Here is a 22,559-nt window from a genome sequence, read left to right as displayed (position 1 = left end):
CGCTCGTCACCGCCATCGCGAGCAGGAATCTGGGTTGAGCCCGTAGGAGCGAGGCTTGCCCGCGAACCGGCCAGCCCATTCAACATCGATGTCGTCAGGCTTACCGCCTTCGCGGGCAAGCCTTAATGCCAGTCAGTTAAGGCGCCAAACCTGTGGGAGCGAGCCTGCTCGCGAAGACGGCAACACAGCCAACATCTCCGTTGACTGACCTACTGCTATCGCGAGCAGGCTCGCTCCCACGCGGGTTTCGCTTAACTGACTGGCATTAGGGCAAGCCTCGCTCCTACAAGGAATTGAGCTGCCCCCGGATGTGTGTTCGCCGTGGACCAGGGTGGGAGCGGGCTGGCCCGCGATAGCGGTGTATCAGCCAACCCATCGGGTGACTGACACTCAGCTTCGCCAGCGCATTCAACTCACATCAGTCAGAGCCATACTTGGGCGAACGCGGCCCGTACAACAGGCCTGCTGGCTGCCCCGCCGACAGCAGGCGCGCGCTGGCCACACCGGCAATCGGGTGGCCGGCGTCGGTGGAGCTGTTGATGATCTGCTTGACCGCCGCGGTGATCAGCATGCCGATCAGGCCACCGCCACCGTTGTTGCCGCCCTCTTCGCTCGACGCCCGTGCCGCACCGGTCCACAAGGTGGTGCCGGTCTTCAGGTCCACCAGCTTGGCCGTGGCCGTCACCACGGTCGCACTGCTGATCACCATGTAGCTGGTGCCGTATTCCGTGACGGTGATGTACAACGCCGCATCAGCACCGAAGATCTCCTGCAGCTTGCTACCCGACGCCTGGTGGATGTCGGCCGGCGTGGTCAGGCCATTCTGGCGGAACGTCTCGTCCACCAGCGCAATCGGCATCACGTAGTAGCCGGCTTCAGCCAACGGAAAGGTCACCTGGGACAACATGCTGTAGGTGGCCTTGACGTCCGGCGAGTTGTTCAGCGGCGGCAGCACCAGGATGCTCTTGGGGCGGGCTTGCTTGTAGGCCGCGTAGTCAATGGTCTTGGGCGCGGCACAACCGCCCAGCAACGCCAGGGTCAAGGCGCCGGCCATCAGTTTCAATGAGCGCGAGATCATTTGGCGTCTCCGGTCTTGGCATTCTTGAGCAGGAAGTCCATGAACGGACCGGACTCAGGGAACAGGGCTTTCTCGGTGCGGAGTTCCTGGACCATCTGGTCGTCTTTTCCCAGGCTCGAGTACAACAGGCCCAACTGGGCGTGGTAGCCCGGTGGCGGGGTGCTGCCGGTGGATTTGATCTTCTGCAGGTCGCGCTCAAGCGCTTCGGCCTGGGCTTCCTTGGGCTCTTCGCCCTTGAAGTATTCGTATACCTGTGGTTGGTAGCTTTCCCACTGGTACAGGGTTTTCGGGCTGCTGCAGCCGACCAGCAATGCGCTGCCCGACAAGGTCAAGGCCATCAGTGGCCATGCCAAGTATGTGTTCATCGGTATCACTCCTTGTTATCGATTGTTTACGGCTTCCAGGCACCGGCGTTCATGCCGTCCACCAGGCGGTTGACCGCCTCGCGCATGGCCAGGTCGAGCACTTTGCCGTTGAGGGTCGAATCGTAGGCAGCGGTACCGCCAAAACCGATCACTTCGCGGTTGGACAAGGCATATTCACCCGCGCCCTGGGCCGAATACACCACTTCCGAGGTGTTGATGTTGACGATGTTCAACGCGACCTTGGCGTAGGCCACTTGGGTCTTGCCACGACCGAGGATGCCGAACAACTGGCGATCGCCGGTTTCCTTGCGGCCGAACTCGGTGACATCGCCGGTCACCACATAATCGGCACCCTTGAGGTGCTGGGCCTGGCCCTTGATTGCGGCTTCCTGCTGGATCTCGCCCAGGTTGTCGCGGTCCAGCACGCTGAAGCGGTTGGTCTGCTGCAAGTGGGTGATCAGGATGGTCTTGGCCTGGCCGCCGAGACGGTCCACGCCATCGGAGAAGATGCCGCGCATGTAGCTGGAGCGGTTGTCGAATTTGCCAACGGACATCGGCACACGCACGCCGGTCCAGACTTGAGTGGCGCTTTCAACCTTGGCGACCGGCAATGCTTGGGAGGTTTCGGTGGCACAACCGGACATCACGCCCATGACGGCCATCGCGGCACCTGACAACAACATTCGAGACATCATTCTCACGCTTTATTCCCTTTGAAAAACGGTGTATCCCGGCACATCAATGCTCTGCCCCTGCCGCTTGCAGGGGCAGAGAAAGCCATGAGGGGAATGTAGATCGGTCACGGACGTACAGCACGTCGGCGCGGCGCATTATGCCAATGTGCCATCACCCAGAACAAATGTTTAATCTTTTGACGCCGACTTTTTGAACATCATTACCTGGCAACCACCCGGTACTGCGAAACGTCCATCGGCCACATCGGTCGCGAAACTTCAGCTCGCACATTTTCCAATGGCCAGTATTGCTGCTGCCCCCAAAGCCCCAGCACATTCCCCTTCTCCCTAGCGCTCAATGCTGCGCAGGCATCACTGACATAACTCCCAGCAACCCTCAGGATATCCAAGACATGGACGCTCACCGATACCCCGCTTTTTTTCATAGGCAGCGCAGCAGGCTGCTCGCCCTCTTGCTCATCTGCATCCTTGCCGCCTTGGGCAGCACACACGCGGCGGCCAGTTCGCCCCTGGCCAATCAATCCATTCAAGCCGGGGACAGCACATGGTCCTATTACGAAGGCGCGAAAAACGGGCCCACCCTGCTGCTGGTCCATGGATTTGCTTCAAGCAAGGAGGTCTGGCACGCACTCGGCGAAACCCTCACCACACGCTTTCATGTGATCATCCCCGACCTGCCCGGCTGGGGCGCATCAACGCGCATCGCGCAGGGCAACTATGACATCGACGCCCAGGCCGCACGGCTCGATGCGTTTATTACGGCGCTCGATATACAAGGCGTGACCCTGGTCGGCCACTCCATGGGCGGGGCCATTGTCGGGGTGTACGCGGCAGAGAACCCCGCACGTGTCGCGCGCCTGGCGTTAATCGGCTCACTGGGCCTGAGCTTTGCCGAAAACGACTTCATCCGAACGCTGACTGCCGGCATCAATCCGTTTATCTACGATGATCGCGCGGGTGTAGAGCGCACGGCTCGATGGGTGTACCTCAAGCCTCCGGCCCTGTCTGACCAACAGGTCGACGACGCGATTGCAGGTAATCGGGCTCAGCGCAGCTTTATCGAGTCGACCCTGGCGCGCATCCGCATACCGTCCCAATGGCTTGCGCTAGAGCCGCGACTGGCTCAACTCACCCTGCCCGTGCTGGGTGTCGGCTGCCGCCAGGACAAGGTGATCGATATTTCGGCCCTGGATACCTTGCGCAACGGCCTGCCCACTACCCAGGACACGCGATTGGTCACCCTAGAAGGCTGCAATCACCTGCCAATGATTGAGCGCCCAACTGAAACCGCGCAGCTTCTGGGGGATTTCATCCTCGGCACTGAAGCGCAGACCCAACGCAGCACCCGGCAATGAACGCCACCTGAAACCTTGCACCTCAGTGAAAGTCCCGACTCGGCACATGAATGCCATCGAGCAGTTCGCTGAGGTCACTCAAGCGCCCGGCGATCAAGTGGCGAACTTCGCCGACCACCTCCCAGCGCCCATCGACCTTGAGTAGCTGCGAACCAATCAGGACCTTGCGTTGACGCTCGGCGAGGTCGCGCCAGACCACCACGTTGATGTTGCCAAATTCGTCCTCCAGGGTGACAAAGGTCACGCCACTGGCCGTGCCCGGCCGCTGGCGCCCGGTCACCAGACCGGCGACGCTGACGTTGCGTCCACCCTCGACGGCCAACAGCTCCCGGGAGCTGCGGCAACGCCGCGCGCGCAATGCCGGGCGCAACAACCCCAGTGGATGGGGCCCCAGGGTCGTGCCAAGGCTATGGTAGTCAGCGTGCAGGTCTTCGCTGACGCTGGGCACCGGCAGGCACACCTCAGGTTCTTCCTGGCTCGGCAGCCCGGCGAACAACCCCAGTTGCTTGTGCACCCCCGCCACTTCCCAGCGGGCGCGATGACGATCCCCCGCCAGCGCGTGCAGGGCCCCGGCATCGGCCAACAATTCCTGGGCCCGGGTGTCGAGTTGGGCGCACTCACCCAGGTCGGCGATGTCGATAAAGACGCCCCGGCTGCGTGCCGCCTCGATACGCCGGGCATCGTCCTCGCGAAAGCCCTTGATCATCCGCAACCCCAGGCGAATGGCCGGTTGCTCGCCGGCAATGGGTTCCAGGCTGCAATCCCAATGGCTGGCATTCACCTCCACCGCTCGGATCTGCACGTGATGGCGGCGGGCGTCCTGGAGAATCTGGTCCGGGTTATAAAAGCCCATAGGCCAACTGTTGATCAGCGCACAAGCGAACGCCGCCGGTTCATGGCACTTGAGCCAGCAACTGGCATAGGTCAACAAGGCGAAGCTGGCCGCGTGGGACTCGGGAAAGCCGTAGCTGCCAAAGCCCTTGATCTGCTCGAAGATCTGCGCGGCGAACTCGGCCGAGTAGCCGTTCTTCAACATGCCCTCGCGCAGGCGCACCTCGTGCGGTTCCAGGCCGCCGTGACGCTTCCAGGCGGCCATGGAGCGGCGCAACTGATCCGCTTCGCCGGGGCTGTAGTCGGCGGCGACAATCGCGATCTGCATCACCTGCTCCTGGAACAGCGGCACCCCCAGCGTGCGCTCAAGCACGCCCTGCAATTGCGCCGAGGGGTAGACGGTCTCTTCCTCGCCATTGCGCCGGCGCAGGTACGGGTGGACCATGCCGCCCTGGATCGGCCCGGGGCGGACGATGGCCACTTCGATCACCAGGTCATAGAAGGTGCGGGGCTTGAGCCGGGGCAGCATCGACATCTGTGCCCGGGACTCGATCTGGAACACGCCGATGGTGTCGGCGCGGCTGATCATCTCGTAGGTGGCGCGGTCTTCGGCCGGGATGCTCGCCAGCGTCAGATCCAGGCCACGGTGGTAGCGCAGCAGGTCGAAACAGCGGCGAATGGCGCTGAGCATGCCCAGGGCCAGGATATCCACCTTGAGCAGGCCGATCATGTCCAGATCGTCCTTGTCCCACTGGATGATGGTGCGTTCGGCCATCGCTGCATTTTCCACCGGCACCAGGCTGTCCAGCGGTTGTTCGCTGATCACGAAGCCGCCCGGGTGCTGGGACAGGTGCCGGGGGAAGCCAATCAGTTGCCGGGTCAGCCCCAGGACCCGGCGCAGCACCGGGCTGTCCGGGTCGAAGCCGCCTTCGCGCAAGCGCTCCACGGGCGGCGCGTCGTCGCTCCAGTGGCCGCAGCAATCGGCCAGGGCGTTGATCTGGTCCGCCGGCAGGCCGAGCGCCTTGGCCACGTCGCGAATCGCGCCCGCCGCGTGATAGGTGCTGACCACCGCCGTCAGCGCCGCCCGGCGCCGGCCATAGCGCTGGAACACGTACTGCAAGACTTCTTCGCGCCGCTCGTGCTCGAAGTCGACGTCGATGTCCGGCGGCTCGTTGCGCTCGCGGGACAGGAAGCGTTCGAACAACATGTTCATCCGGCTCGGATCGATCTCGGTGATGCCCAGGGCGTAGCACACCGCCGAGTTGGCCGCCGAGCCGCGCCCCTGGCACAGGATGCGCTGGCGGCGGGCGAAGCTGACGATGTCTTCGACGGTGAGGAAGTAGCTCTCATAGCCCAGCGCTTCGATCAGCTTCAACTCTTTGTCCACCAGCACCCGCACCTGGCTGCCGGGCCCCTGCGGCCAGCGCCGGTCCAGGCCTTGTGCGGTCAGGTGGCGCAGCCAGGACGTCGGGGTCTGGCCTTCGGGCACCAACTCCCGGGGGTATTGGTAGCGCAGCTGGCCCAGGTCGAAGGTGCAACGCCGGGCAATGACCAGGGTTTGCGCGAGCAGGGCCGGCGGGTACACCGTCTCCAGCACCTGCAGGCTGCGCAAGTGCCGTTCGCCATTGGCGTACAGGCGTTGCCCGGCCTGGGCCACCGGCACATGCAAGCGAATCGCGCTCATGGTGTCCTGCAAGGCCCGCCGGCCACGAGCATGCATGTGCACGTCGCCGCTGGCCACGGCCGGGATCTGCAACTGCGCGGCCAGGGCCTGCAAGGCGGCCAGGCGCCGAACGTCGTTCTGCCCGCAGTGCAACTCCACCGCCAGCCACAGGCGCTCGCCGAACCGGCTTTTCAGCCAGGCACCCTGCTCTGGCGCGTGCTCATCCTGCGGCAACCACAACGCCAGCAACCCCGGCAGGGGGCCGTCGAAGTCTTCGCGCAGCAACCGATACTGACCCTTTTCGGCACGGCGGCGGGCGTGGGTAATCAGCCGACACAAGGCCTGGTAGCCGTCGAGGGTCTCCACCAGCAACACCAGCTTCGGCCCATCCTCAATGCGCACCTCACTGCCGATGATCAGCGCCAGGTCCACCGCCTTGGCGGCTTGCCAGGCGCGGACGATGCCGGCCAGGGTGCACTCGTCGGTGATCGCCAGGGCCTGGTAGCCCTGATGCCTGGCCCGCTCGAACAACTCGCGGGCGCTGGAGGCACCGCGCTGGAAACTGAAGTTGGACAGGCAATGCAACTCGGCATAACCACCGCTCATGCGAACCAACCTTGCAGCCACAACGGTCCGCTGTCACCCACGCCTCGATAGGCCCAGCCCTTGGCCCCAGCGCGCGTTTCGATCAGGTAGTAGTCGCGGCGCACATCGGCGCCATCCCACCAGCCGGATTCGATGCGCTCCGGGCCCATGAGGATACGGGCGGCGCCTTCGTTGACCGGCAGCGGTTCGGTCAACAACCAGCCGGGACGCTGGACATCGCCGAGCACGGCGGCGACCTGACTGGGTGCACTCGCTTGCCACGCACATTCGGGTCGATGATCGCCCTGAAACCCCAGGCCTTGTACCGCCTCATCCCCCAACCGTGCACGCAGGCGCTCGCGCAGTTGTTCCCAGGGCAAGGACTGCTGCGGGCGCTCGTCGAACAGCTCGCGGCGCTGGGCAACGAAGCTGGGCAAGTCCTGGGCCACCAGGCGAAAGCCACGCACCGGGGCCTCGACCTGCACCTGCTCCAGGCGGCCCCGCGCCAACTCGAAGAGCATCAAGGGATCGCGTTCGGCACTGAGCAAGCCAACCTTGATCACGCTGTCCGCCAACCCAGCGTGCTCCAGGTGCAGGTCAAAGCGCTGCACGCCACAGTCCCGCCCCACCAGGAACGTCGACAGGTCGCCCGTCAGCCGGCGCAACGGGAACAGCAGCGCCTGATGGGACTGCACGTCGAAATTGAGTTCGATGCGTACATCAAAACGATCCGGCGGCAGATAGAACGCTAGGGCCAGCGGGCGTTCGCCCAGCAGGGTATCGATGTGCTTGAGCACCTGGGCCTCGAAGCGTCGAGCCAGGGTTTGCCGAGGCAACGCCTGGACCTGGCTCAAGGTGCGCAGGCCCATGCGCGACAAGGCGCTGGCCGCCGTGGACGCCAGGCCGATGCGCTCGACCGACATCCGCCCAAGCAAGGCCCGCAACGCCTGATCGTCGGCCACCGCCAGGCCATCGTGGGCATTGGCCAGGATTCGCGCCGCCAGCGGGTTGGGCGCCGCCACCAGGCGATGACGAAAACCCAGGGCGGTGAGTTCGGCCCGCAACCGGGCCTCGAACTGCGGCCAGGGGCCGAACAGCCCCAGGCTCGACTCAATCTCGAACAACACGGTACGGGGGAAATGCACGCTGACCTGGGAGCTGAAACCGTAGGCCCAGGCCGCCAGGAACTGCTGCCAGTGCTCGACGTGCGCCCCATCATAGTCGGCGCAGGCAAAGGCTTTGCTCAAGGCCTGGGCGGCGCTCATCGACTGGCCAGGGCGCAGGCCCAGGGCCTTGGCCGACTCGTTGACCGCCTGCAACACCCGGCGCTGAGGCGGGCCGCTCAGCAACGCCAGCGGTTCGTCAGGATCGCTGCGTTGACGCAGCACCGCGTCCAGCGCCAATTGCGGGAAAACAATACAGACCCAACGCATGCCAACCTCAATGCCCTGCGGCGAAAGCGATCGGCGCCGGGCTGACCCATCCACCACGGCACTTGAGCACCCGCCACTGCGCAGGCTTGGCATCAATGGCAATGCGCAGGGCCGCCGGCGACGGGTTGATCGCCTCCTTGAGCGAGCGGTAGGCGAACGCCAGGGTGCGTCCGGTTTCAGCCGCCACCTGCAAGCGACGCAAGGCCCGGTCGTCCACCTGCTTCGGCCAGCACAGCACCGCACCGCAACTGCCCGAACGCAGGCATTGTTCCGCCGCCCACAAGGCCTCGCGCTCACAGGCCTTAATGATCGATAGCTGACGCAAATCCACCCCGGCGGCCTGCCACGCCTGGGGGTACGGCACATGGGGCGGCGCGACAAGGACCACCCGCTCACCCGCCTGGGTCAAGCGGGCCAGCGCCGGCCACAGCAGGTGCAACTCTCCCACGCCCTGCCCGGCGATAAGGATTTCCGTCAGCGCTGCCTCCGGCCAACCGCCCGAGGGCAACGCGGCGTCCAGTGCGGCATGCCCGGTGGGCTGCGGGCTGGCGGCCGGTGGCGCAGGCCGGCCTTTCCAGACCTGGCCACCATTGAACAGGGTATCCAGGGCAACAACGGCGCCCATCAGCCTTGCCTCACCAGGCCGCAGAACACCCCTTCAATGGCCAAGTCCTGGCTGGCATCGACCACGATGGGCTGGTAATCCGGGTTGCGCGGCAGCAGGCGTACGGTGTCGCCCGTGCGCTCGAAGCGCTTGATGGTGACTTCGCCTTCGAGCCGCGCCACCACGACCTGGCCGTTCTGCACCTCACTGCTGCGGTGCACCGCCACCAGGTCGCCGTCGAGGATGCCGTCGTCCCTCATCGAGTCACCCTGCACGCGCAACAGGTAATCGGGCGTGCGGGAGAACAGCGCCGGGTCCAGCCACAAACGGCTGTGTACGTCGGCATCGACGCCGATGGGCGCACCGGCGGCGACGCGTCCGAGCACCGGGATGTCCAGCAGTTCGGGGCGACGGGGTTGGTTGAGCAGGCGAATACCGCGGGCCTGATGCGGATTGACCTCAATCAAACCGGCCTCGGTCAGCGCCAGCACATGCTTGCGCGCGACGCTACGCGAGGCAAAACCGAACGCCTCGCTGATTTCGGCGAGGCTGGGAGACTGACCCTGGTGCGCGATACGGTCGCGGATGAAGGTCAGGATGGCGGCGCGGCGGGGCGTTAAAGTCGTCATGGAGTACATTTGTACTCCTGTGGGAATTTTCTTACAAGCACCACCGGTCATCGATCTTGCTTTGCGGGAAACGTCCTAGATACAAATGCAATAAATGTGAAAAATATGTTAAATTTTCGTGATTCCAATACGACATCACGGAAGCCGAAGTGCCCATCAGCAAGCATCAGATCGACTGTCAATTTCCCTGCACCCTCAAGGCAATGCGCGCAACGATCCACCTCGATCACACGCCGTCGAACTGCATGTCCCAAGCCCTGCTCGGACTCCTCAACAACCGTCGGCACGCCAAGGCCAGGCGCTTGAGTGCGCCGGTCAGCAGCGCAGGTGTCACGGTGTTTGCCAAGGCCCAGGCGCTGGACAACATCAAGTCGAAGCTCCGCGTCACACTCGGCAGGCCCAAGCGCACCGGGGAGTTCGACTGGCCCGTGGAAGAGTTCCTGAACGCCATCCAGGCCAATGATCGCGGCGCGGACGTCGCCCCCTTGATTGGGTTCGGCTACCGCAAGTCACGCCTGGGGTTGATCGACGAGTTCTTCATCATCACCCACATGCTCGAAGGCCACATTGATGGCCTGCAATGGCTGGAACGCGACCCAAGCCAGATCGAGCCGTTGATCCGCAAGTCCTTTGCCCTGCTGCGCTCCCTGAATGAAGACCACATTACCCACATGGACTTCTGGGCCGCCAATCTCATGCTCAGCGAACACCAGGACCTGCCGGCCAAAGGCATCGACCTGGAGAATTGCTTCCACAGCAAGCCCCAGCACCTCAGCGCCACCCTGGGCTTCCAGTTCGGCTTCTTCTACTTTCGGGAGATTTACCGCTTCATCACCGAAGCCCAATACGATGCGTTGGTCGAGGAGGCCCTGGAACCGTACGAGAACCTTGATCGCGAACAGTTCCAGCGGTTCTATCAGGCTTGCAAACACCGGCACGTCGGCCGCAAGGAACGTCGGCGGGTGTTCACTGAGGCGGTGCTGGATTTGAGTTGAAGGGGGGCACCGCAGATCAGAGCCACCGGCTCGCAGGACACGTCAGGAAATATCGTCCTGTGGCAGCCGTGCCTAGATCCGGTATCGGCTCTCGGGTCCGCACGACAAATCAACACTCGGTCACCCCCAAGTAGGCCGGTCGCCTCTGCACAAGAGTCCGCCACGAATCTAACGTCGTCCAATCGATGCCTTTTTCTAGTTCAAATCGACAGACAGGCCCACACATCGAAATCTGCGCCTGGATGACCTGTTCAGCGTCTTCTATATGTCCCCATGGAACCGTATCCAAGTCCCGAAGTAGACCTGCCAACACGTCCTGACCAAGGCGATCGCCGAAGCGTGCGACTAAAAAATGTTTCGCACGGCGAAATCGAATTCCGGTGCCGATCAGTTGCGCAGCCAAGGACGATGCGCCACGGCCCGCTACGGCAATTTCGGGGGCATGCCGCACGATCATCCCCGACATTCCAGATAGCACTGATGATCCCGCTGCCACGACTTGCTGGAGGTCATCAGTAAGGTCGAAGCGTTTGAACAGACAAGCTGCAACCAGATCATCGCCAACATTGAAAACTCCCCGCCCGGCGAGTTCCGAAAGCGCCTCTCTTGGCCAGTTGGCAGCCAGAAAAAGGCTAGCTTGGCGGAGCAACTCATAGCGATTGGACCACAACCTGTTGTCCTCGGACTCCTCATTCAGCCATTGCGCATACCCATCAATCAAAACTCGACAATAATCGAATCCCCTACGCAGGCAACGCAAGAGCAGACCACGAACAACTCGGCTCTGCGCTATCGCGGCGACCGTCGACGACATCGGCAGGGCATGCAAGGCGACGTACTGCGAAGCGTCCTCATGCACCGCTCGATGCCGCACCAGCGTGGTGATTATCGCCTTCCATTCCAACCCGTCAAAACGTTCGGCGAAGCCATCGACGGCTACGTTGGCGACATACGAGAAATCATAAGAGGCGTCGAATAGCAAACGCGTAGCGACTACAAAGTACCTGAGTTCCTCGAAATCCCAGGGGGCTAACCCTTGAGTGTTGAGGCGAATGAATAAGGTCCAGGTACCCAGCACTTGTTCGCGCCGGATCGTCAGCGCTGGAAACATCCAGATGCGGAATCGATCTAGAAATACCTCAAACGCCAGGATCCGAGCGATTTCGCCGCCAGTGCAATCAGGCGGCTCCGTCCACTCTACCGAGATCTGCCGCGGCGTGAATACGTAGCTCGCCTTGTGCGTTCCCATCGGAATCTGGATCTCGAGCAACTCTCGCTCAAAACGCAGAACCTTTGTCGAACGACTACTAAACGTCGAGCAGAAGCGTTCGAGCGCTTGTACCCGCCGTGGTAGCCCCAGCGTATCAAGCCGTAGACACGCTAGAGAGTATTGGTGGAGGAGATTGTGTAGAACGTGCGGATTCTCGTACCGCTGCGGTGTCTCGCGGGAAACAACAATGGCGTCAAACTCGAACTGCCAGTTACGGTCCTGCATCTCGAATGACTCGGGGATCACTTCATCAGTCCACTGACGCAGCCAAATTTGAAAGCGCTGAAGCACTGCGGCATCGCGCTCAGACAGAGATCCGATGCTCAGGAACTTGATCCACCATTGCATCACTTTGAGGTAGCAGCGATAGCTGCTGACGTCGCCCTCCTCCACCGCGCGCCCCAGCAGCCCTTTCAATGAGGCATCGTAAGTTTCGACTAGCGATCCTCTGATCTGCTCGGCGACATTTTCCAGACCTGCCTCATACAGCTTGCCCCGGAGCGTCGAATAAGTATCGTTGAGTTGCTGAGGAAGCCTTGCCGTCGCATCGTCACCCGACACAATGCCCCTAAACGACGCTACTGACTGCCGGAATGCATCCACCGACTCAAGGACGGCTGGATTATCGAGAGCCTGCCGCATAAGCAGGATTCCACTTGCGATCGGCAAGTCCAATGAACGGATGGATAGCATCGCTTCGACAAACAAGCCGGCTTCAAGATCGTGCGCCAATGCGTCAAGGTAGGAGACGGCGTCGTCCAGCACATAGACCGGCAGTCGTGCACACTCCGTCCTGACGAAGGCCACGCTTTCAAGAATCAACACTGCATTGTCGCACCGAAGCGCCGTCAATTGCACAGTGGCCGAATCGAGTAGGCGGCGCAACGTTTGCGGCGGTACCCAGGAGGTCGCCGCTTCACAGTCGAGCAGCGCCATGACGATTCGAAGGTCACCACTCCCAACCAGCGTGCGTGTCACGGACGACAGCGCGAACAGTGTGCGCAGTTCGCGCTTCGGTGCATCCTGCGACACCTGGACGGCACGTTCGTAGTCTCTCGAAAACTCAGTGAGTGCACAGCATTCGCCGGCATACCCTGGGTTCTTTGACCGCCAGATTGCCGCGAGTAGAGAGGGTGACTCCACCACGCCGTCGGCGCGTTGAATCCACCTCGCTGGCATCGGCTGTTCACTACGCGCGAACAGCTGTTCCTTGACCTCTCGTGCGACTGGCAGACGACGCAACTGGGAAAGGAATTCGACGCAGTCCCGCGTGAGCTCACCACCAGGCACCAACACCTCATCGGTGAAAACAAGAGCACAATCATCGGGCAACACCAACTCTCGGCGAAGCTCACTCTGAATTGATCGCAACATTGTCGAGTCGCCGAGAATACAGACGCCGCGGTCAAATACAACGTAGTCTGCTCCGGCTGGCGTGCGTCGAGTATCCATCCTGACGCAGGTAATTCTCTGCTGGCGGAACATGATACCCGCGTGCTCCTCCGCACTGCCTTCGTCCACGATCACCACCGCTACGTCGGCCTGCTCCCCTGCACTGAGCGCAAGATACCGGCGCCAAGCGCTCATAAGGTCCGGTGCCACCAGTGCGCGGCCCAAGGATTGTGCACCTAGCATCAATAAGCTTGCTTCCACGACATCGTAGCGTCCGATCAGCGCTTCATGGCATACATCGGTCAACACATAACGATCGCGAAAGGCATCATCAAAATACGCTGGCCGCGCCTGCAGTAAATGCAACCGTCGCACCGTCGTCGCGCGTAGATGGCTCCCGCGCCATAGCCTAAGGTCTGAGCAAGCCGGACGTAGGACCAAGGCCGTAGCCAGCTGGCCGGTATTCTGAGCGCTGGCGAAACCGAAACCAATCGTATGCGCGACGTTCATCAGTTGTGGGTTTCTCGGCATGATGGTGGTCACGGACACGAAACCAACTGCCGTCTCAAGACCCCATTCGCAATCGATCGCTATGAAATCGAATGTCCGCATCAGCTCGTTACATACCGCCTCCATGTGATCAAGAACTGCCGTGTCCAGATACGGCGAATGATCGTGGCCAACATTGTCGCAGACATCGATCTTCAGCAACGGCTGCACAAAGCATGAAATTGCCTCGACATGATCGTAATGCCCCGAAAGCTCAAACTGGCGTCGTGCATGCTCGGTCAATCCACTCATGGCCACAGCGGCAACGCACCGCATCAACCCTTGTGGCTCGGGACATATCAGGCTTTCGTAGCCACCGGCATTGACATGATCCGTCAGGTCCTCATTACCTGCACTACGCACGATCCAAGGTGCTGGACCACAAACGTCCTCCACACTTCGCGTCAATTGCGGAAAAGCCTCCTTCAAAGCGGCTGCGTAGGTCAATACCGCGTCATCAGTCTGTGCCAAGCCGCCCGCCACTGCGGTTGGCAATGGGGCAATCGGGAAAATAGGCAGGACAAGATTGCCTAGGGATTCGCTCCTCCGAATGCGCAGAAGACGGTCCACCTTGGGTCCGTAGAGCTGCTCGTCTGTAGTCATGGTTTAGCACTCAAGATTCGATGAATGGGGTGGTGCAGCACGGAGATGGGCCAGCAACTGGGATATCAACCTCGTTACACTTTCATTTTGGGTCGCCCAGAAACCCGCCGCTCTGGCGAGCCCACAACCTCGCGTAAAGACCTCCTTGCGTAAGCAGCGTCGTATGGTTGCCCTGTTCAACAACACGCCCCCCATCAAGCACGATCAAACGGTCCATCGCTGCAATGGTGGACAGCCGGTGCGCAATCGCGATCACAGTCTTGCCTTCCATTAACTGGAAAAGGCTTTCCTGAATAATGGATTCGACTTCGGAATCAAGTGCACTGGTTGCCTCATCGAGCAGCAGGATCGGCGCGTCCTTAAGCATTACGCGCGCAATTACAATACGTTGACGCTGCCCGCCCGAGAGCTTGACACCGCGCTCACCCACATGCGCCTCGTAACAGCTACGCTTGCTCGCATCGCAGAGATTTCGGATAAAGGTGTGTGCCTCTGCGCGCCGGGCAGCCGCCTCGATCTGCGCCGGCGTCGCATCAGGTCTGCCGTAAGAAATGTTGTCTGCTACCGACCGGTGCAGCAGCGAGATGTCCTGCGTGACCATGCCGATTTGGCTGCGCAACGAATTCTGTGTAGCGTGTGCGATGTTCTGCCCGTCAATCAAGATGCGACCGCTTTCTAGATCATGGAAGCGCAGCAGCAAGTTCAATAACGTCGACTTGCCGGCACCTGAGCGGCCAACCAGACCAACTTTTTCACCTGGCTTGATTGTGAGGTCCAAATCGTTGATCACGCGGCAACCGTATTCGGCGTAGCGAAAGCTCACTCGCTCGAAGCAAACCTCGCCACGTGTTGCTACGAGCTCGATGGCGTCAGGCGTATCCAGAACGGTAGGTGGGATCGACAGCGTCTTCATGCCGTCCTGCACTATGCCGACATTCTCAAATAGGCTAGTCATCTCCCACATAAGCCATTGCGACATGCCCTGCAGCCGCAACGCCATAGCGGTACCGGCAGCAACGGCGCCCACTCCTACAGCACCTTGCGACCACAGCCACAACGCGGTACCTGTCGCGCCAATCGTGAGCCCAATGCTCAGGAGATGGTTAACGATCTCAAAGGCACTCACCAGCCGCATCTCACCGTAGCCGGTGTACATGAACTCGCGCATGGCCTCGAGCGCAAACTCTGCCTCACGCTGTGTATGCGAGAACAGTTTGACGGTGGCGATGTTGGTATAGGCGTCGGTCACGCGCCCCGTCAACAGCGCACGAGCATCAGCCTGCTCCTTGCCTAACTTGCCAAGGCGAGGCACGAAATAGGATACCGCGACGACGTAGAGGACGAGCCAGATCACGAAAGGCCATACCAATTGCACATCAAGCACGCCAACCAGGATGATCATGGTCGTCACGTATACACTCATAGCGACCATGACGTCGGCCAGCACGAAAATGGTTTCGCGCACTGCAAGTGAGGTTTGCATCACCTTGGCCGTGATACGACCCGCAAACTCATCCTGATAGAAGGCCATGCTCTGCCCCAACATCAGCCTGTGAAAGTTCCACCGCAACCGCATGGGCAAGTTCACAGTGAGAGTCTGATGTTTGACGACAGTCTGTAGCGCCACTACTGCGATGCTGCCCACCAACGCGGCGACCAGCCATAGTAATGTCTCGCCGCGCTCAGCCCACAGACGCGACGGCACCTGGGCACTGAGCCAGTCGACGATGTTCCCGAGCATAGCAATCAGCAGGACCTCTAACGCCGACATTATTATCGTAAGTACCGCCAAGGCTGCGATATTGCCCCGTACTCCCTGCGTACAAACCCAAAGAAAGACGAAGAATCCCTGGGGCGGCGGAGATGGCTCGGTGGCAGGAAACGGGTACAGCAGTTTTTCAAAGAAGCTTAGCAAAATATAGCCTCACTGACAGTCCGCGGCTGATGCGAAACGCTCTACCGGATGGTGGGTGATGCGTTGACATATCAAGACCATGCGATAAACGCACCCCTTGCGCGGTCCGCTCAAGTACGCCGGTTGTCTATCAACCTGGCTACCTTTTCGAAAGCGGCAGCCACATGCTCTATCGCGCTCGTATCAGCCAACAGCATGCGGTGAGGCAGAACGATGCATGACTTGGAAAAGTCTTGCGCTATAGGCAACTGATAACGGGATGGATCGACCGCATCGGTGAATACCTTGCCCAGCGCGAACCGGTTTCGCGAGAAGGGCTTGTAGAGACGATTCTGGTTAAGCGCGCTGTACATCGTCTTGCAGGGCAATCCGATTTCCGCAGACAGCGCCGCAGCAAACCGTTCAGCGCCCTGGGTCTCGACAATCGACTGCGGCAATCGCACTACGTAGGTGTAATACGCCCGTTCCGTGGTGCGAGGGGAGGTAGCCTGTGGCAGGAAACCAAGAGCAACCAGAAAGCTGTCCAGAACGGCGGCATTACGACGCCTATGTGCCAGTTGCTCGTCCAACACTTCTAGTTGCGCCACCAAGATCGCGGCATGAAATTCGGAGAGACAGTGGTTGTTACCCATGATCTCCGCGCTCTCGACCAGCGCCATCTCGTCCATTCTAGGCGGCTGCGCGGAGAGCGTTCGGCCGTCGGCCCGCAGATGTGCCAGACGGCGTGCGAGGCTCGGGTTGTCGGTAATTACTGCCCCACCCTCTCCGCTCGTCAGCAGCTTGCTGTGCTGCATCGAAAAAGTACCTGCCGCACCGAAGCAACCCACATGCCGACCGGCGTACCGGGCGCCATGTGCCTGTGCGCAATCTTCGATCAATGGAATGGAGCGCGCTTGGGCGATCGCCACCAGGCGATCCAAATCGGCGACCGCCGATCCAAGATGCACCACAGTTATGGCTCGCGTACGCGGCGTAATTGCGCGTTCAACTGCCACGGGATCAAGGCAGCCCGTCTTTGTCTCCACGTCGGTCAGGACGGGAATAGCATTGATTCCGAGCACCGCGGATGCTGACGTAACCCAGCTCACACCTGGCACGATCACCTCGTCGTATGCCCCGACCTCGCTGGCCTCCAACGCCATGCTCAAACTGGCGGTCCCCGTCGAGGACGGCACGCAATACCTGGCGCCTGTGTAAACAGCAAACGCGTGTCCGAAACGCTCTTCCCAAGACGGCTGCCCACGGTATTGACCACTGATGGACCACCGGTGACCGCCCAGCACGGCATTAACATTACGCTGTGTGCTCTCAGTGCTCTGGGGCCAATTGGGCCAATTCCCGTCGTGGACCCTTTTCCCTCCGTAAATTGCTAGTTTTTCCAACATGGATGCCTCCGTCAATCAGGGTTAATTCGGTCTGACCTGGACAGCCACGAGATCTAGCCAGCGGTTGTTCTGGATCAATTCTTTCACTAGAACGAATTCAGTTCACGCGGCGCCACAGACGCTCCGCATATCGTGCGGTGTCGATGCCGACACGACCGGCATGTAGCAGCATCTCAGCGATGGTGGATGCACTGGTCTGTGAGCGGTATCCCCACATGTCCTCGCATTTACTTTCCAACACAACTTCGATGTCGGCCGTCATGGCGGGTGTTAGGCCTTGAACGGCAAGCTGTCTTTCGAGCTCGGGAAGCGGCAAGTTTGAGCTGTAGGGAACGTCTTCGTAGTAAAGGACTTCGACGTGATGCAGCGCGTCTGCGGCAATTCGGACGATCTGATGATCGACATGCCCGCCAAGGCCGCAGGGAGCAAGCACGACCTGAGGCACTCGATGCGCCACGGCGTTACGAATCAAGTTCACGACACCTTCGGTCCTGGGGTCATCGGTGGCGGAGATGCTAAGTTCCGTCTCTTTGTCATATCCCATCACGAAGCTGTCCGGAAAGGACAGGTGGTCGTAATTGATCCGCCGTCGCGCGCAATACGCACGATCTTCTCGCTCCCGCTCTACCGATATCGCATCTACAGATTTCTCGCACAAAGCCTGCGGCAGTACCCAACCGCTGTGACCGAAGATTGTCATGAGACGGATATCCGCTTGCATGGAAAGCTGCGCGACGATGCCGCCTATGGAATAGGCAATATCATCCGCGTGCGGTGATAGCAGCAAGATGCGCCTACCCATCATCGACGCTAGGGATGACGAGCTCATCGCGCGCCCTTGATCCAACGAATCGCTTCCTCGACAGGAACTACATCGCTGGCTCCGTCCATCATGTGAAAGGCCGCCTGGAAGCGCCGCTGCGGACTAATTGACGCAGGATCGCCTCTTCCGAACCGTTGCGAAGTGGCAGTGAGTCCTTTCTCGAAACGTTCGAGCAATTCGTCAAGCACTTCGCCGGTCGCGAGCGAGATAGCTTGATTGTCCCCTTCGTATAGAAGTAAGCCCGCGATGGCGCAATTCGCGTACAAGGCCTGGTCCAATGCCTCGGTGGCACCCACGATTTGCAGCAGTGGACCATCGCCGTATATCTCGATCGGCAGCTCCCTGCGCTGCACAATATTACGCATTTCTGAAGCAAGGGTGGCTCCACATTGGACCAATCGCTGGTAACCGTCGTGGCTGTCCATGTAGTCCAGCGTGGCCAACGCCGCCACGATCGGGATCGTGTCAAAATAGCCGGTATAGGTAAACTCCTTCGCCGCCGCCATCACATCGGGTCGGCCCATCAGGCACGACAGTCGGTGGCCATTCGCCAATCCTTTGGCGAAGGTGTACAGATCGGCATGGAAGCCGACCCTCCCTGAAAATTGGGAGCCGCACACCGAGCGGTAGCCTTGCTTGACGTCATCGCAGCACAGCAGCACCCCCTCATGTCGTGCGATCTGCGCCAGCCGACAAAGTGTATTCGGTTGCAAGTGGACGTAGTCGGGCGACAAAATCACCATGGCCGTTTGTCCGCGATGCTGCTCAAGCACCTGTTCCAGCAGTTCCGGCACAAAGTAGAAGTCAATAACTCCACTCGCATTGGCTTCCAGCAAGTAGTCGCTGCTGGTCCAATAGTCGCCCCAGCCGTGATAACCCGCACTCACAATGATGTGCCGGCCCGTGAATTGCCGCGCAACCTGAACGGCGGCCCGGCAGGCTTCCGTCCCCGTGCTGAATAGGGCAAGCCGTGCTTCATCCATTCCGATGTCGTCGATGATCCGGTTTGAGAGCATCTCATGAAGGTCGCTCCAGCAGGTCGCCGATGCTAGCCGGCTGTGTAAATGGCGCGTAATCGCTGAATTCACTACTGGGTGATGGTGCCCGAGCGTGACGCTGCCTTTACCATTCATCAGGTCTATGTACTGTTTGCCGTCCGAGAGTGTCACCGTGGCGCCACTAGAACTGACTGCCCGCAGCCTGGGCTGTGCGGTGTAAATGTCGGTAACGATGTGGGGGGGTCTGTCCATGTCATTTCCAGGAAGGAGCGTCGATCTCGGCCAACTCGGAAGTGGTTCTGATCAATTGATGGAAATCTTCGCAGAGGGTGATGCGTCCAGTGTCGCTGGGTACTCTCACGCTGCGTATCCTAGACTCGACGATCATGAGCGCAGCTAGCGAAAAGCTCTCCCGGACGCTCGACCAGGCAAGACCGCACAGTGATACGAGCTGCCCAGCGTCTTCGATCGCCAGGCGATTTTCGAGAATGAAAGCTGCCAACTCCAGCTCAGGAAAGCTAATGTCGCCCCAGTTAGCTTCCAGTTGAAAGCGATGAAGCGTTCCGTGCTGGTCAACCTGCCAATGCCAACCGCCACTGCCATAACGCAACGATGAGCGGAACGCCCTGCCCGCCCGTCCCGGCCACGGTACCGGCTCCGTTAGAAATGCGCTCAATGGCTCAGATATCTCATGCAGCGGATCGCAACCGCAGCGTTTTCGCATCGTATCTGCCATTGCCGACCAGCGCGGGTCAAGTGCCATTACCACAGGGCTGTGGTGTGTATGGGCAATGGTTTCCCATGCAGGAATAGCCAGCCACTTCGCCACTTGAAGCAGTAAGTCGGCTCGTCTCGGCTGGCTCGCGGCGTGAAACTGCTCCTGGAATGATCGTTTAGCCCCAATGTCGACCGTGATGGCATAACCGTCAACGAGCCAGGCTGCACCCGTAGCTCCCATCCTCCGCACGCGCTCGAACTCCGCACGACCGAACACGCCATCACCGATGAAACGCAGATGTAACAGCGCCCCACCATCAGGTCCGAGAATTTCGATCGGCGTCTTGTGTGGGTTCACCAAAGGCCGATAACCAATCAAAATCCGCGGATCGTTCCACGGGAGCCAGGCGCGACCGAACCCGTAACGCACCTCACCTTGTGGACACCGGAAATGCAGTCGCGCCTGAGCAGGGAACGAAGGTATGCCCGCTGTGTCCTGCAGTCGTGCGATGAATTCAGGCTGTTCTTCAGGTAGCAAGCATTCCCAAAGCCGTGGTGCACGCGCGTCGCGATTCACGTAAGCCATTGGGTGTGATGGCTGCGGATGAGCCGTCATGCCATGCCAAAGCCTTCCGACGCTCGAGAACCATAGATCGGCGCTGGGCTCGCGCAACCGCGCAGCTACACGTTCCATGGTGGCCCCGGTATCTGGCCGATCATCCACCACCACGATCACGGGAGCAAACTGATGCTCCAACCAGGCCCGAGCAGTTTCCAAGCCATCAGACATCACGCATCCTTCTCGCGGCCGCACCGTGCACCAATGCACATCTGCGGCACCCAACTCAGTCAACACTGCCTTCCAGAGCGGAGCAAGGTATGTTCCGCCGGTGCGGACCCCTACAATCAGGAAGGCCCGTTCAAGGCTCACCTGCGCGATCAATCGGTCGACGTCGCCGGCAATCAACGTGAGATCGGCAAGGTCGTAGCCGCAGCACTCCGGCATTGGCAGGTGGAGCACTTTGCTCAGAAAATCGGGTGATGAGTCTGCATGGAGCGCGACACTCACACTCGCAGATGTGAGGTGATCGATGTCTTCGGACGCAGCCTCTACCCGCCCCAGCATCACCTGCGCGACACAATCGGCTTCGCATTCAGCGCGGCGAAGCTGCTCTTCGAGTTCTTCCATCGTCGTATCGCCAAGCACTCCGTTCAGTTTTCCCACAGCAAGCAGGTCTGCCCAGAATTGCACGCCAGCGCAAGCCACCAGATATCGGTCAATGGGTTCTGGGGCGGCTGCGGTACGCAAGTGACTCAGTACTCGACCAATATTAATGTGCATCAGCCCCATAGAGGCTGCCTGGACAGGCTGGTTAACAAGAAGGTCGTTCATCGTTATCGCACTTACCTAGATCCAATGGTGCGTCGATCGCGAAACACCGAAGAGTTAGAGATCAGCCAGCCCGCCATGGGCCCGGGCATGAAAAGCGAACTTGTCACTTACAACTTTCCTCGACAGCAATCTCCTTGATCCCCGTTAGGCAATCCTCAATGCAAGACTGAATTAGCGAGGCGTCAACCAGTATCAAAGGTCTACCGACCGGTCCGGCCGGAACTCCCAGGCCGTCAAGCAAGATCATGGCAACTTGGTCAGGACGAGCGCAGACATAACCTCGCTTGTTGTCCAGACGCAGCAGCGTCATCACTGCGGCGACAGTAACTCCGACCGGCAACCGAACTGTCAGCCCGTTACGTGTGAGTAGCCGATAATGAAGACTCCGGTCTGCTTCGCTCAGCCGCCCTAAGCGACTGGCAGCTTCCGCTGCCACGATCATTCCGAGGCCGACGGCTTCACCATGCGGTACTCTCCCCTCAGCAGCCAGTTCTATTGCGTGGCCGACCGTGTGGCCATACTCGAACACAAGGGCCTCTTTCCGCTCGCACTTGTCGGCTTCCATCACCTTTTGCTTTGCAAGCAAACCTACCTCGACAATGACCATGAGCTCCGTATCAGAATAATTTGCGTCCTGCTTCAATCCACTTTCGAGCAGCGGAATGTTTTCGGTGGCAACGGTCAATGCGTTCTTGATGATCTCGTACATGCCAGACCGGACCTGCGTCGCTGGCAATGTCCGCAGGAAGTCAATATCAATCAAAACAGCCGTAGGCTTGTGAAAACAGCCCAGCAGGTTTTTACCTACAGAAAGATTCACTGCCTGCTTGAGTGAACCCACTGAATCCGCCGCCGCAATTAATGTTGTCGGCACATGTACGAAACGAATGCCGCGAAACAGCAATGCGGCTACAAGTCCCGCAATATTTCCGACAACTCCGCCACCCACTGCAACAATCACGCTGCCCCGGTCGATGCCGCCCAGCACCATTTCCTGCGCAAGATACTCAACAGTTCCCAAGGATTTGAATAATTCGCCATTGTCGACGACCCAAAGACTAGCAATAGTTTGAGCAGAAAGTTGCTCATACAATACGCCCGCATGCAACTGACTGACTGTTCTATCGGTAATCAAGTGATAGCTTGACGCGCTGAGCTCACGCAATTTCGATATGATCTCATCCAGGCATCGAGCACCAATCCAGACCGGATAACACTCATCTTCGAATTGAAGTCGCATGTTACGCATAAGACTCTCTCTGTTATGTAAAGGATTTATGG

At 60.0% G+C, this 22,559-nt stretch carries 16 protein-coding genes; 2 read left to right on the top strand and 14 right to left on the bottom strand.

Annotated elements, in window-relative coordinates; genetic code table 11:
• Positions 1–418 precede the first annotated feature (418 nt).
• From BMW74_RS14195 to BMW74_RS14185, 3 genes are read right to left on the bottom strand one after another with little or no spacing between them, the layout of a single operon-like run.
• The gene (locus tag BMW74_RS14195) at positions 419–1,078 is read right to left on the bottom strand and encodes a DUF799 domain-containing protein (RefSeq protein ID WP_093421449.1); all 660 of its coding nucleotides are present in this window, start codon (positions 1,076–1,078) and stop codon (positions 419–421) included.
• Positions 1,075–1,443 (bottom strand): DUF4810 domain-containing protein, encoded by a 369-nt coding sequence (locus tag BMW74_RS14190; protein WP_093421444.1) that lies wholly within the window; start codon positions 1,441–1,443, stop codon positions 1,075–1,077. Before BMW74_RS14190 ends, BMW74_RS14195 begins: the two co-directional genes overlap by 4 nt.
• 26 nt (positions 1,444–1,469) lie before the next feature.
• Positions 1,470–2,138 carry a CsgG/HfaB family protein gene (locus tag BMW74_RS14185; RefSeq protein WP_175479222.1) on the bottom strand — a complete coding sequence of 223 codons (669 nt, stop codon included), beginning with the start codon at positions 2,136–2,138 and terminating at the stop codon, positions 1,470–1,472.
• A 452-nt stretch (positions 2,139–2,590) separates the two neighbouring features.
• On the opposite strand from BMW74_RS14185, the gene BMW74_RS14180 reads away from it, so the two are divergent.
• A complete protein-coding gene (locus tag BMW74_RS14180; protein ID WP_175479219.1) occupies positions 2,591–3,493 on the top strand; it encodes an alpha/beta fold hydrolase in 903 nt (300 codons plus the stop codon).
• Positions 3,494–3,515: 22 nt separating this feature from the next.
• Here the strand turns inward: BMW74_RS14180 and BMW74_RS14175 are convergent, their stop codons facing one another.
• Genes BMW74_RS14175 through lexA form a run of 4 tightly spaced genes read right to left on the bottom strand, consistent with a single transcriptional unit; the run spans position 3,516 to position 9,247 of the window.
• The gene (locus BMW74_RS14175) at positions 3,516–6,614 is read right to left on the bottom strand and encodes an error-prone DNA polymerase (protein WP_218189038.1); all 3,099 of its coding nucleotides are present in this window, start codon (positions 6,612–6,614) and stop codon (positions 3,516–3,518) included.
• Positions 6,590–8,005 (bottom strand): Y-family DNA polymerase, encoded by a 1,416-nt coding sequence (locus BMW74_RS14170; protein WP_093421425.1) that lies wholly within the window; start codon positions 8,003–8,005, stop codon positions 6,590–6,592. The genes BMW74_RS14175 and BMW74_RS14170 overlap by 25 nt, the downstream gene beginning before the upstream one ends.
• Before the next feature lie 7 nt (positions 8,006–8,012).
• The gene (imuA, locus tag BMW74_RS14165) at positions 8,013–8,630 is read right to left on the bottom strand and encodes a translesion DNA synthesis-associated protein ImuA (RefSeq protein WP_093421420.1); all 618 of its coding nucleotides are present in this window, start codon (positions 8,628–8,630) and stop codon (positions 8,013–8,015) included.
• Positions 8,630–9,247 (bottom strand): transcriptional repressor LexA, encoded by a 618-nt coding sequence (gene lexA, locus BMW74_RS14160; RefSeq protein WP_093421416.1) that lies wholly within the window; start codon positions 9,245–9,247, stop codon positions 8,630–8,632. The genes imuA and lexA overlap by 1 nt, the downstream gene beginning before the upstream one ends.
• Before the next feature lie 140 nt (positions 9,248–9,387).
• On the opposite strand from lexA, the gene BMW74_RS14155 reads away from it, so the two are divergent.
• The gene (locus BMW74_RS14155) at positions 9,388–10,233 is read left to right on the top strand and encodes a lipopolysaccharide kinase InaA family protein (protein ID WP_256562571.1); all 846 of its coding nucleotides are present in this window, start codon (positions 9,388–9,390) and stop codon (positions 10,231–10,233) included.
• A gap of 109 nt (positions 10,234–10,342) precedes the next feature.
• On the opposite strand, the gene BMW74_RS14150 is transcribed toward BMW74_RS14155, so the two are convergent.
• The 7 genes from BMW74_RS14150 to BMW74_RS14120 all read right to left on the bottom strand — a co-directional run bounded on the left by BMW74_RS14150 (position 10,343) and on the right by BMW74_RS14120 (position 22,527).
• Entirely contained in the window at positions 10,343–14,047 is a 3,705-nt protein-coding gene (locus tag BMW74_RS14150) for a hypothetical protein (protein ID WP_093421412.1), read from the bottom strand.
• 82 nt (positions 14,048–14,129) lie between these two features.
• Complete coding sequence (locus BMW74_RS14145; RefSeq protein WP_093421408.1) at positions 14,130–15,962, bottom strand: ABC transporter ATP-binding protein; 1,833 nt, start codon at positions 15,960–15,962, stop codon at positions 14,130–14,132.
• Between the two features lie 110 nt (positions 15,963–16,072).
• Positions 16,073–17,347, bottom strand: coding sequence for a DegT/DnrJ/EryC1/StrS aminotransferase family protein (locus BMW74_RS14140; RefSeq protein ID WP_093421403.1), 1,275 nt, complete (start codon positions 17,345–17,347; stop codon positions 16,073–16,075).
• A gap of 97 nt (positions 17,348–17,444) precedes the next feature.
• Positions 17,445–18,176, bottom strand: a complete 732-nt coding sequence (locus tag BMW74_RS14135; RefSeq protein ID WP_093421398.1) for a PIG-L deacetylase family protein — start codon at positions 18,174–18,176, stop codon at positions 17,445–17,447.
• Positions 18,173–19,420: an aminotransferase class III-fold pyridoxal phosphate-dependent enzyme gene (locus BMW74_RS14130; protein ID WP_093421393.1), complete on the bottom strand. Its 1,248-nt coding sequence runs from the start codon at positions 19,418–19,420 to the stop codon at positions 18,173–18,175. Before BMW74_RS14130 ends, BMW74_RS14135 begins: the two co-directional genes overlap by 4 nt.
• Position 19,421: 1 nt before the next feature.
• On the bottom strand, positions 19,422–21,278 hold the full coding sequence (locus tag BMW74_RS14125) for a hypothetical protein (protein ID WP_093421388.1): 1,857 nt from the start codon (positions 21,276–21,278) through the stop codon (positions 19,422–19,424).
• Between the two features lie 103 nt (positions 21,279–21,381).
• Complete coding sequence (locus BMW74_RS14120) at positions 21,382–22,527, bottom strand: iron-containing alcohol dehydrogenase (protein ID WP_093421383.1); 1,146 nt, start codon at positions 22,525–22,527, stop codon at positions 21,382–21,384.
• Positions 22,528–22,559: the final 32 nt, after the last annotated feature.

Source organism: Pseudomonas sp. ok272 (assembly GCF_900109995.1).
Lineage (GTDB): Bacteria > Pseudomonadota > Gammaproteobacteria > Pseudomonadales > Pseudomonadaceae > Aquipseudomonas.
The sequence above is the reverse complement of the archived record's forward strand: the minus strand, read 5'-3'. Positions and strand labels throughout refer to the sequence as shown.

What these genes read in the sequence shown, in the direction of transcription:
- lexA (WP_093421416.1), bottom strand. Translation starts at nt 9,247, where the DNA reads ATGTACTCCATGACGACTTTAACGCCCCGCCGCGCCGCCATCCTGACC.
- BMW74_RS14150 (WP_093421412.1), bottom strand. Translation starts at nt 14,047, where the DNA reads ATGACTACAGACGAGCAGCTCTACGGACCCAAGGTGGACCGTCTTCTG.
- BMW74_RS14125 (WP_093421388.1), bottom strand. Translation starts at nt 21,278, where the DNA reads ATGAACGACCTTCTTGTTAACCAGCCTGTCCAGGCAGCCTCTATGGGG.
- BMW74_RS14120 (WP_093421383.1), bottom strand. Translation starts at nt 22,527, where the DNA reads ATGCGTAACATGCGACTTCAATTCGAAGATGAGTGTTATCCGGTCTGG.
- BMW74_RS14195 (WP_093421449.1), bottom strand. Translation starts at nt 1,078, where the DNA reads ATGATCTCGCGCTCATTGAAACTGATGGCCGGCGCCTTGACCCTGGCG.
- BMW74_RS14170 (WP_093421425.1), bottom strand. Translation starts at nt 8,005, where the DNA reads ATGCGTTGGGTCTGTATTGTTTTCCCGCAATTGGCGCTGGACGCGGTG.
- BMW74_RS14185 (WP_175479222.1), bottom strand. Translation starts at nt 2,138, where the DNA reads ATGATGTCTCGAATGTTGTTGTCAGGTGCCGCGATGGCCGTCATGGGC.
- BMW74_RS14140 (WP_093421403.1), bottom strand. Translation starts at nt 17,347, where the DNA reads ATGTTGGAAAAACTAGCAATTTACGGAGGGAAAAGGGTCCACGACGGG.
- BMW74_RS14190 (WP_093421444.1), bottom strand. Translation starts at nt 1,443, where the DNA reads ATGAACACATACTTGGCATGGCCACTGATGGCCTTGACCTTGTCGGGC.
- BMW74_RS14135 (WP_093421398.1), bottom strand. Translation starts at nt 18,176, where the DNA reads ATGAGCTCGTCATCCCTAGCGTCGATGATGGGTAGGCGCATCTTGCTG.
- imuA (WP_093421420.1), bottom strand. Translation starts at nt 8,630, where the DNA reads ATGGGCGCCGTTGTTGCCCTGGATACCCTGTTCAATGGTGGCCAGGTC.
- BMW74_RS14130 (WP_093421393.1), bottom strand. Translation starts at nt 19,420, where the DNA reads ATGGACAGACCCCCCCACATCGTTACCGACATTTACACCGCACAGCCC.